General features: G+C 63.6%; 8 protein-coding genes. 5 read left to right on the forward strand and 3 right to left on the reverse strand.

What is annotated here, in order from left to right:
- Positions 1-119: 119 nt before the first annotated feature.
- Both cofG and AC01FP_RS14325 read left to right on the forward strand, forming a co-directional pair.
- On the forward strand, positions 120-1139 hold the full coding sequence (gene cofG / locus AC01FP_RS14320; RefSeq protein WP_474481205.1) for a 7,8-didemethyl-8-hydroxy-5-deazariboflavin synthase subunit CofG: 1020 nt from the start codon (positions 120-122) through the stop codon (positions 1137-1139).
- Positions 1136-2716, forward strand: coding sequence for a photosystem II high light acclimation radical SAM protein (locus tag AC01FP_RS14325; RefSeq protein WP_474481208.1), 1581 nt, complete (start codon positions 1136-1138; stop codon positions 2714-2716). Before cofG ends, AC01FP_RS14325 begins: the two co-directional genes overlap by 4 nt.
- Here AC01FP_RS14325 and AC01FP_RS14330 read toward each other — a convergent pair.
- A complete protein-coding gene (locus tag AC01FP_RS14330) occupies positions 2700-3554 on the reverse strand; it encodes a lysostaphin resistance A-like protein (protein ID WP_474481211.1) in 855 nt (284 codons plus the stop codon). The genes AC01FP_RS14325 and AC01FP_RS14330 overlap by 17 nt on opposite strands.
- Positions 3554-3823 (reverse strand): ATP-dependent Clp protease adapter ClpS, encoded by a 270-nt coding sequence (gene clpS / locus AC01FP_RS14335; RefSeq protein WP_474481226.1) that lies wholly within the window; start codon positions 3821-3823, stop codon positions 3554-3556. Before clpS ends, AC01FP_RS14330 begins: the two co-directional genes overlap by 1 nt.
- A 281-nt stretch (positions 3824-4104) precedes the next feature.
- Here clpS and AC01FP_RS14340 point away from each other — a divergent pair, with 281 nt between their 5' ends.
- The gene (locus tag AC01FP_RS14340; protein WP_474481214.1) at positions 4105-6291 is read left to right on the forward strand and encodes a peptidase domain-containing ABC transporter; all 2187 of its coding nucleotides are present in this window, start codon (positions 4105-4107) and stop codon (positions 6289-6291) included.
- The gene (locus tag AC01FP_RS14345; RefSeq protein ID WP_474481217.1) at positions 6281-7495 is read left to right on the forward strand and encodes an HlyD family secretion protein; all 1215 of its coding nucleotides are present in this window, start codon (positions 6281-6283) and stop codon (positions 7493-7495) included. Before AC01FP_RS14340 ends, AC01FP_RS14345 begins: the two co-directional genes overlap by 11 nt.
- 66 nt (positions 7496-7561) lie before the next feature.
- Here the strand turns inward: AC01FP_RS14345 and AC01FP_RS14350 are convergent, their stop codons facing one another.
- Positions 7562-7822, reverse strand: coding sequence for a hypothetical protein (locus AC01FP_RS14350; RefSeq protein WP_474481220.1), 261 nt, complete (start codon positions 7820-7822; stop codon positions 7562-7564).
- Between the two features lie 181 nt (positions 7823-8003).
- Here AC01FP_RS14350 and AC01FP_RS14355 point away from each other — a divergent pair, with 181 nt between their 5' ends.
- Positions 8004-10409, forward strand: a complete 2406-nt coding sequence (locus tag AC01FP_RS14355) for a glycosyltransferase family 2 protein (protein WP_474481223.1) — start codon at positions 8004-8006, stop codon at positions 10407-10409.
- Positions 10410-10472 lie beyond the last annotated feature (63 nt).

Raw genomic sequence — 10472 nt, forward strand, 5'->3', positions numbered from 1 at the left:
GAAGGTGGCAAGCCACCGGACGGAATCCCGTCAAGCGCAAGAACATTGCGCAACACAACTGTAACGGAAGATTGCGGTTTTTGTGAGAAGACTGGTCGAGCGACGCCAAAGCCCTGCTGATGAATGCCATAAGGGCCGCTAATGATCAGGGGCGGCGTCCTGTCACCTGGAGCCCCAGTGTCACCCTCGTACCCACCCGCTTCTGTTTCAACTCCTGCGGCTATTGCAGCTTTCGGCGCCCCCCAGATGGCCTAGATCCGTTAGCTGATGGGCTCAACGATGTCCAGGCGCTGGCCGCATTAAAAAATCGCCCCCGGGCGGCAGAGGTGCTTTTGCTCAGTGGCGAGGTAGCGCCTGGCTCTCCCCAGCGCCGCGCCTGGTTCGGTCGGCTACTGGCTCTTAGTCGTCTGGCCTGGATAGAAGGCCGGCTGCCGCACACAAACGCTGGCCCCCTCTCCATCGCTGAAATGGCCGCCCTGGGCCGGCTTAATGGTTCCATGGGGCTCATGCTGGAAGGGCTCGGCCCGGCCTACGAAGCCCTGCATCGCCAGTCTCCGAGCAAGAGCTTGGAAGTGCGCCTCGGCCAATTGGAGCAGGCCGGTCGTTTAGGGATCCCCTTCACCACGGGGCTGTTAATGGGAGTGGGGGAGTCCCCGGGCGACAGGCTCGCAGCCCTGGAGCTGCTGGCCCAGCTCCAGCGCCGCTGGGGTCACTTGCAGGAGGTGATCCTCCAGCCCTTTCGCCCCGATGCCACTGCTGCGCTTTTGCTCAATGCCAGTGAGCAGGCCGACCTGCTTGACACCATTGCCACTGCCCGGGAAATCCTGCCGCCGGAAGTGCACCTGCAGTTGCCACCAAATCTTTGGCCCTTGCAAGAGCTGCCTGCTGCCCTGGCTGCGGGCATCGATGATCTCGGCGGCATCGACAGCAGTGACGTGATCAACCGCGCCTATCCCCAGCCCACGCCAAGTCAGTTGGCAGAAGTGCTTGCCCAGGCTGGCTACGAGCTGACTCCCAGGCTGTGTGTGCACCGAGCCTGGCTCAGCTTTTTACCGCTGGCATTGCATCGCCAGGCTCTCCGTGCCGAATCGAGGTTGTTAGCGTCCAATTCTTCCGGACCGAAGAGTCCATGGCCGTGAGCGCCACGAGCGTCCACCGGGTGCTGCTGGTGCGGCTGCCCTGCAATCCAATTTTTCCGATCGGGCCGATCTATCTGGCTGATCATCTGCATAAGCAGTTTCCGCAGATCGAGCAGCGAATTCTCGATCTGGCAGCCCTGCCCCTGCTTGATGTGGAGCGCGTGCTGCTCGCCACCGTGAATGCCTTTCGCCCCACCTTGATTGTGTTCTCCTGGCGGGACATCCAGATCTATGCGCCCGTGGATGGGCGCGGCGGCAACCCGCTGCAGAACTCCTTTGAGGTGTTTTATGCCCGCAATCCCCTGCGCCGCCTTCGAGGTGCCCTGGGTGGCCTGGGGCTGATGGCTTCCTTTTACGGTGAGCTGTGGCGCAATTTGCGGCTGGTGCGCCGCGGCTTGCGTCGGGCCCGCCGCTTCGAGCCCCAGGCCACCGCTGTGCTGGGAGGGGGCGCGGTGAGTGTGTTTTATGAGCAGCTGGGCCGCAAGCTGCCCAAGGGCACGGTGGTGTCGGTGGGGGAAGGGGAACCCTTGCTGGAGAAGCTGATTCGCGGCGAATCCCTGGCGGCGGAGCGTTGCTTCATCGCCGGCGACGAGCCCCGGCCCGGCCTGATCCATGAGCAGCCCGGCGGCATGGAGAAAACCGCCTGTAACTACGCATACATCGCTTCGATCTGGCCCCAGCTCGACTGGTATCTCGATGGCGGCGACTTCTACGTGGGCGTGCAGACCAAGCGGGGCTGTCCCCACAACTGCTGCTACTGCGTTTACACCGTGGTGGAAGGGAAGCAGGTGCGGGTGAACCCGGTGGCGGAGGTGATCGCCGAGATGGGCCAGCTCTACGCCAAGGGTGTGCGGGGCTTCTGGTTTACCGATGCCCAGTTCATTCCGGCTAGGCGCTACATCGAGGATGCCAAGCAGCTGCTGCGGGCGATCCAGGCCCAGGGCTGGAGCGACATCCGCTGGGCCGCCTACATCCGTGCCGACAACCTCGACGCCGAGCTGGCGGAGCTGATGGTGGCAACCGGCATGGACTACTTCGAGATCGGCATCACCTCCGGCTCCCAGGAGCTGGTGCGCAAGATGCGCATGGGCTACAACCTGCGCACGGTGCTCGAAAACTGCCGCCTGCTGGCCCGGGCAGGTTTCCGCGAGCACGTGTCGGTGAATTACTCGTTCAACGTGATCGACGAGCGGCCCGAAACCATCCGCCAGACCGTGGCCTATCACCGCGAGCTGGAGCGCATCTTCGGTGCCGACAAGGTGGAGCCGGCGATCTTTTTTATCGGCCTGCAGCCCCACACCCACCTGGAGCAGTACGGCTTCGACCAGGGCCTGATCAAGCCGGGCTACAACCCGATGAGCATGATGCCTTGGACGGCACGCCAGCTGCTGTGGAACCCCGAGCCCATGGGCAGCAGCTTCGGCCGCATCTGCCTCGAGGCCTTCGAGCTCAACCCCGGTGATTTTGGCCGCACCGTGATGGACCTACTTGAGCGTGATTACGGCCTCGCCCCATTGGAAGAGGCCCTGCATGCACCAGTGGAAGGCCGCAAGGCCCTAGCTACAGCGACCCGCTAGCCCCGTCTTTTCTCCACCAGCGGCGGCGAGTCCAGAGCAGGGCGCCAAGCCCTACCCAGCCAATCATTCCGCCGATCGGGTTTATGTCGGCGCCGCCGGGCCCCACCAGCCAGCCAGGTGCTGCTGGGGAAATTTGCAGCAGACCCTTTTGCACTAGAAACCAACCCCCAACCAGTCCGCCATGCAGGCCTATAGCTCCCCATAGGGAACCTGCGTCGGCTCGCCGCTGCAGGGCAAGCACCAGACCTAAAAGGATTAGGCCCCCCAGCAGCCCCAAGGCCTCGAGCCCAGGGGCCCGATACCAGGGGTGCAGCAGGGCAAAGATCAGGGCTTGCAGCACCAGCGCCCGGCGGGCCCCCAGCTGGAGCTCCAGTTCACCCCATAGCCAGCCGCGAAATAGCAGCTCTTCGGCAAATCCCACCCCTGCCAGCAGCAGCAGGCCGTTGAGCAGCAGGGCTCCATGGAGCTCCCCAAGCCATTGGGCTTGGCCCACCAGTATTAAGCCCGTTGTTACCAGTGCCAGCAAGAACAGCGCCTTCAGCAGCCCCCGCACGCCGCTGCGTAGGGCTAGGGCTCCTGGCACAGCTAAGCCCAGGCGCTGCCAGGGATTGGGCTCCTGCCAAACCCGCCTCAGCCTCAACGGCAGGCTGGTCAGCAACAAAATCAGGGCCACTACCAGACCCGCCAGATCCACCTGGTCGGAGCGCCAGTTGGGGGCTAGCAGAGCAAGAGGCCTTGCTAATAGCCAGCCCGCTAGGTAGAGCAAGGGCACGTACAACAAAGTGCCCCACCAGTGCGGCCTCACTGCCGCGTTAGCTGCCGCAGCGGGCGGCTCCATCAGCTTTCGGGCTCAAGGCTGCTGCTCAGGCCCTTGCCCTTCAGAGTTTCGCAATAAAATTCAGCAGGTTCTAGATCGCAGACGATCACCAGGCCAACGCCGGTGTTGTGGGCTTCCAGCATTACGGCGATGGCGTCCTGCTCACTGAGCGAGGGCACCACTTGGCGCAGGGTGGTCACCACGTATTCCATCGAGTTGACAGGATCGTTGTGCAGCAGCACCTTGTAGCGAGGCGATGGCTTGCGCACCCGCTCCGGGGCCTTCTCCATCACGGCTGCCCCGCCGCTCTCGCGGCCGGGGCTCTGGGTGGCGACGAAGGGATTTCTGCTGGCGGCGCAAAAGTGGTGAGTCTTGACCATGACCGTCAACTTAAGGAAAAGGCAAACTGTGACCGGCTTCCCGTTAACGCCGGGGACGCCGGCACGTATCCAGATCCAATGGTAGACAAGGGCTGAGCCGGGGGAGAGCGGCTTATGGCTGATGGGCAGGTCAGCCATAAGCATTAGGGTCGCTGGACTCCCCACCTAGGATTATTTAATCAGGTGTTTACATGACGCGGATGCGTAGTTACGCCTTCGTAGAGCAGCACAGCGAGGAAGACTGCGGGGCGGCCTGTGTAGCAACGGTGGCGCGCCACTACGGCAAGAAGGTGCCGATGGCGCTAGTGCGGCAGCTGGTGGGCACGGGTCATCAGGGCACCACGTTGCTTGGCCTGCGCCGCGGTGCCGATGAGCTCGGCTTCAACTGCCGGGCCCTGCGCACCGAAGTGGATGAGACCTTCTTCCGCGACGTGCATCAGATCGACCTGCCGGCGATCCTGCACTGGAAGGGCAATCACTGGGTGGTGCTGCACGCTGTGGAGCGCCAGGAGGTGATGATCGCCGATCCGGCGGAGGGAGTGAGGCGGCTGTCCCATGACGAGTTCCTCGAGGACTGGGGCGACGGCGTGCTGCTGACGTTGCAGCCGGATATGGCCCGGCTGCAGCAGCAGCCGGACGACTCCAGCAAGATGAACTTCGTTGCCCGCATGCTGCGGCTGGCCAGGCCCTATTCGGGTCTGATCGGTCGGGCGATGGCGCTGAACGCGGTGGTGGGCCTCATCGGGATCGGCATCCCGATGCTGATGCAGGTGCTCACCGATGACATCCTGGTGCGCCGCGATGCCCAGCTGCTGGGAGTGCTGGGTGGCGGCATGCTGGCGATCTACGGCTTCCGCACGCTGATCGATTTTTTGGAGCGCAAGATCTCCACCTACTTTTTCGAGCGCCTCGAGCTGGCGCTGATGCTGGAATACGGCCACAAGCTGATGCAAATGCCGATGCGGTATTTCGATACCCATCGCAGTGGTGACATCCTGAACCGCATCATTGAAATGGGGCGGGTGAACACAATGTTCAACTCCCTGCTGCTTGACCTGCCGGCCGATATGTTCCTCGGTCTGATTTCGCTGGTGGTGATGGTGGTGTATTCCCTGCCGCTCACCATGGTGGCGTTGGTTGCCTACGTGTTGATCGTGTTGGTGCAGCTGGCTTTCCTGCCGCGCAAATATGCCGTCGGCGGTAAGATGATCAAGAAGAATGCCGATAATCAGGCCCTGCTGGTGGAATTCTTTCGCGGAGCCCAGCTGCTGAAATCCACCAATGGTGGGCTACAGGCCTGGGATGAGTACCAGGAGGGATTCGGTGAGGCGGCTCGGCTGAGCTGGCAGGAGAGTCAGCTGGATCTGCTCAGTAACGGCGCGATCGATCTGCTGTCGGCGTTTCTGCAGATTGGCTTGTTGGTTTATGGCAGCACTTTCGTGCTGCAGGCAGAGCTCAGCATCGGCCAGCTGCTGGCCTTCGTGGGCCTGGGCATGAATGTGCTGGCGTTCTTCCGCGATGCCAGCAAATTTGCGGTGGAGGTGCTGGGTGATCGTTCGATTTTCGGCCGGCTCACCGATGTGCTGGAGGCCGAGCCGGAGCAGAAGGATCTGCGCCACAAAACCTGGCTGGAGTTTAAGGGGGATGAAACGATCGAACTGCGCCAGTTGCGCTTCGCCCATCCGGGCCGCCGCCAGGCGCTCAGCAACATCCAGGCCCGGATCCCCGGTGGGCGGGTGACCGCGCTGGTGGGTGGATCCGGCAGCGGCAAGAGCACCCTGGCCAAGCTGATCGCCGGCATGTATCCACTCAGTGGTGGCCTGATCCGCTTCGGCGGAGCTCTGCAGGGTGATCTGGCGCTCGACTGTCTGCGATCTCAGGTGTGCTTAGTGACGCAGGACTCGCACTTCTTCAATCGCAGCATCCTCGAGAACTTCCGCTTCACCCATCCGCAGGCCACTTATGAGGAGATCGTGGAGGTATGCCAGGTGGCTATGGCCGACGACTTCGTGGTGGATCTGCCGAATGGCTACAACTCGATGCTGGGCGAATTCGGCTCCAACCTCTCCGGTGGGCAGAAGCAGCGCCTTGCGATTGCCAGGGCTCTGCTCACCAACCCGCCGGTGCTGATTCTGGATGAATCCACCGGCGCCCTCGACCCTGTGCTGGAGGGGCAGTTGCTGGATCGGCTGCTCGCCTACCGGGAGGGCCGCACCACGATCCTGATCAGCCACCGGCCGAGTGTGATCGCCCGCTGTGACCATCTGCTGTATCTCGAGAACGGCCAGCTGCGGCATCAGGGGGCTGTGTCGGACGTTGACCCCGCCCAGGCCCCGGGCCTCAAGCGTTTCCTGCCCACCACCACTCATGCCGGCTGATTATTCCGATCCGAGCGACAGCGCCCTAGTGCCCACTCCGCAGGAAGCCCTGGCCCGATACGGCGCGATTGAGCCCGCCCGTGCCGAGCTGCTGCCGAAGCTGGCGATGGACGACTACGTGCCATCCGTGCGGCCGTGGTTGCGCTTCGGCACCACCGCTGTGCTTGCCAGTGCCGGACTGGGGGTTCTGTTCATTGCGGTGTGCCCTTACCGCGTGGTGGTGAGGGGTGAAGGATCGGTGCGACCGGCTGGTGAGCAGGTGCTGGTGAACGCCCCATTCGAGGGGCGGGTGGTGTCGATCGATGTACGCACCAACCAGGCGGTATCGATCGGCCAGGCGATCGTGACGCTGGATCCCAGCCGTCTGCGGGGCGAAGTGGAGCAGGCGGGCAAGAGTCGTGGTGCCCTGGATCAGCAGCTGCAGGCGCTGCAGTCGCAGTCGCAGGCGGATTACGCCCGGGCCGAGCTGGAGGTGGAGAAGAGCCGCTCGAACCTGGCCTATGCCCAGTCGGAGTTTGATCGCTACCAGTTGCTGGTGCGCCAGGGTGCCGCCTCGACCAGTTTCGTTGAGTCCAAGCAGGCGGAGCTGCGTGAATCGCGTGCCAGCCTGCAACAGGCGATGCAGGGGCTGGCGGCAGCCCGATCGCAGGCCAGCAACAGCCAGGCGGTGCTGCGCAAGGAGCTGGCGGGGATTGAACAGAGCTCGGCTGAGGGGCAGCGCAACCTGCGCAGTGCTGTGGTGCGTGCGCCTGTGAAGGGCGTCGTGTTTCAGCTGCAGGTGCAGAACCCGCAGCAGACGATCAGTTCTGGCCAACCTCTGGCCATCATCACCCCGTCCAATGCCGAGCGGGTAGTGAAGGTGACCGTGCGCAGCGAGGATGTGGACAACGTGAAGGTGGGCCAGCGGGCTGACCTGCGCATCACCGGCTGCCCCTTCCCCGACTTCGGGACTCTGGGGGCCACGGTGCTGACGGTGTCACCGGATGCTTTGCCGGCCGGCGGTGGCCCGGAGGGCACCGAAGGGGCCGCCCGAGCCTCAGATCAGTTCGAGGTGACGCTCAAACCCCAGAGCACCTGGCTGGGGAAGGGAAGCCGGCGCTGCGAGGTGAAGCTGGGCATGGGACTGCTGGCCGACATCACCACCCGTGAGGAGACGCTGCTGCGCTTCGTGCTGCGTAAGACGCGGATCCTGGTGGGCCAATAGGGTGTCAGACAAAAAAAAGGCGGGCCGGAGCCCGCCTGATGATCAAGTCCTGAACAAGACTGCCCCTTACTTTTTGTTGGCAGATGTTTTACCGCCCGGATTTAGCAGGTCGCGACCGCCGGACTTCAGGTATTGGCCGTAGTTGCTGCCGCCATAGGCGGTGGAAGGATTGGTTTTGCCGCCGCTGAGCAATTCGGCGTCTTCGTCGTTGAGCTGAGCGAAGTGCCCCATGTCGCTAAAAAAATCAAGACCAAAATAATTTACCACATTTTCATGGCAGTCGTCGGGTCTTTTGCCTGGTATCGCTTCAAACCATTTGCGCTGCAAGCAATCTCGGTATTTTTGAGGGGGAGTTTTTCATTGTTTTTTCGGCAAGTTCTCAGGTAGAGCGCTGCTGACTTGTTCGACTCGCATAGCACTACGGATGACGCTGTCGTCATCACTACAAACTGGGTTGCGGTCTTCCTGCTAATCAAGCATCTATGCTGAAGATTCATGGATCACGCCGGTGAGTGCCGCCGCGGCAACCGCAACTGAGGCTCCTCTGGTTTCGGTCTGCACGATCACGCGCAACCGCACGGCGCTGCTTGAGCTGTTGGCCGCTTGCGTGGCGGCCCAGGCCTACCCGGCGGAGCTGCTGGAATGGGTGGTGATCGACGATTCCGACCCAGGTCCTGCGCCGGATCTGGCGGCGGCCCGGGAGGCCGGAATCACGGTGCGGCTGGTGCGGCTGCAGGAGCCCCAGCCGATCGGCGCCAAGCGCAACCTCTGTCATGCCCACGCCAGCGGCAACCTGCTGGTGCTTATGGACGATGACGACTACTACCCGCCCAGCCGGGTGCCGGAGGCCGTGGCGGCACTGCGCAGTGGCGAGGGGGATGTGGCGCTCTGCACCAGGGTTCCTTTGCTACTGCTGCCGGAGGGCAGCCGCTGGCTGTCGCCCAGCTTCCATGCCACGGCGGCCACGGCTAACAGCCTCGCCTACAGCCGCGCCTATCTAGAGGCCGGCCATCGCTTCGATCCGGAGGCCTGGGAAGGGGAGGAGCCGTCGTTCCTGGCGGGTGCTGCTCGTCCGCCGCTGGTGCTCGATCCTGCGGCCAGCCTCACCTGCATCGGCCATGGCGGCAACACGGTGGACAAGCGCTTGTGGATTGCCCGCAACGGCGTCCAGCGCTTTGAGCCGCTCGGGCTTGATGCACCGGGTTTCCCGCCGGAGGCCTATCTGGAGCGCTACCGGCAGGTTCTGGGGCTGCCCAGGGCCCATCCCGTAGCGGCACCAGCGCCTGTGGAACCGGCCGAGGAGCCGCAGCAGCAGCGCCCCTGGCGGGTGGCGGTGATCACGCCTTACTGGAACGAATCCCCCCAGCTAATAGGACGTTGCCATGGCTCGGTTCTGGCGCAGGACTATCCCTGCACCCATTTCCTGGTGGCCGATGGGCCGGGCTGGAGCGAGCTGGCGGGGTGGGAGTGCCGCCACATCGTGCTCGGGGTCAGCCACGGCGACAACGGCAACACGCCCCGCAGCATCGGCGCGCTGGCTGCCATGAACGAGGGCTTCGATGCTGTGGCCTTCCTTGATGCCGACAACTGGTTCAGTCCCGATCACATCCGCGTCGCGATCGACTGCCAAGCCGCCTCCGGCGCGGCCGTGGTGTTCAGCGACAGGCACATTGTGTTCCCGGATGGCCAGCGCCTCACCCTGCAACCCGAGGAGGATCGCCTGCACCGCCTGGCGGACACCAGCTGCATGGTGGTGTTCCAGCTGGCCTTTAGCAGCCTGGCCCTGTGGGCCCAGATGCCGCGGCAGCTGGCTCCCCAGTGCGACCGTGTCATGTTCTCCCATCTGATGGCCAGCTACAGCTGCGCCTGGACGAACCGGGCCACCCTGTTTTTTGAAACCTGGTACGCCGGCCACTTCCTGGCGGCGGGGTTGCTGCCCCCAGCCACCGCCAAATTTCTGGCCCTGCAGCCGGCCGCGAGCTGGCAGGAGGCCGCACTGGCTTTCCGCAAGCGCTGCCCAACCCCGGTGTATCTCGGTAGCGAAGGCATCGGGCCTGATAAGCCCCGCATCAATCTGGTGACGATCCTCGGTGCTCCGTGTTCGGGCGGCACCCTGCTGCAGAGCGCGCTCTGCCGCCTTCTGGGCTTCGCCGGCATTCCTGAGAACCAGTTTCTGTATGAATGCGTGGCCCGGATGGGGGCAGACCATCGGCTGCGCCATGGCGGTGAAGTGTTACGCCAGCGGTTGCTGGATCCGCCCTCGCCTGAATCACGCCTCAAGCCCTTTGATCTGGAGGGGCGGGGCTTGAAGCAGGCTTTGAATCCAGAACGCTCCTACACTTTGCTTGAGGCCTACTTCCGCGGGGTGCAGGCTCTGCTGCCAGCAGAGGTTATGGGCTTCGCCCGCGCCTACGGCCAGGTGCACGTGCTCGATCGCTCCTGCAGCCTGGCGCTGGTTGCTGATGTGTTATTTCGCTGCCTGCCGGAGCACCGGGCCGTGCTGATGCTGAGGGATCCGTTGGAGCAGATCGCGGCGCTGCGGAGGCGCATGGCCTGCCATCCCAAGTGCTGGGGTTTCGCCGATGGCAGCCTGGCGGGGTTGTGCCGGGTGGTGCTGGAGTCGCTAGCGGTGCCGCTGCAGGCGGCGCCGCTGGGCCAGCTGTTGCTGGTGAGCCACAGCCGTCTGCAGGCAGATCCCCAGGCTGTCTTGGAGGCGGTCTACGGAGCCTTCGAGACGGCGCCCACTTCGTACTACGCACTTGAACCGTTGGATCTTGGGCCTGAGCCGTTTGTGAATCCTGTACATGAGCTTGCCTTTGCAGCCTTCCAGGACGGGCTGCCTAATCAGTTGCTGCTGGAGCAGGAGCGGCCATGGAAGCTGGCATGCATAACTGGGGCATCCAGGGCCGCCTAAAAGTCTGTCCCGATAGCTCTTGGCGGGGCTGTCAGCATTGGGTTCGCTCGGCGGGTCTCAGTG

The organism is Cyanobium sp. NIVA-CYA 375, from assembly GCF_056108345.1.

Bases quoted from the DNA above. Each gene is read 5' to 3' on its own strand.
- cofG (WP_474481205.1), top strand. From the start codon at position 120: ATGAATGCCATAAGGGCCGCTAATGATCAGGGGCGGCGTCCTGTCACC.
- AC01FP_RS14345 (WP_474481217.1), top strand. From the start codon at position 6,281: ATGCCGGCTGATTATTCCGATCCGAGCGACAGCGCCCTAGTGCCCACT.
- clpS (WP_474481226.1), bottom strand. From the start codon at position 3,823: ATGGAGAAGGCCCCGGAGCGGGTGCGCAAGCCATCGCCTCGCTACAAG.
- AC01FP_RS14340 (WP_474481214.1), top strand. From the start codon at position 4,105: ATGACGCGGATGCGTAGTTACGCCTTCGTAGAGCAGCACAGCGAGGAA.
- AC01FP_RS14330 (WP_474481211.1), bottom strand. From the start codon at position 3,554: ATGGAGCCGCCCGCTGCGGCAGCTAACGCGGCAGTGAGGCCGCACTGG.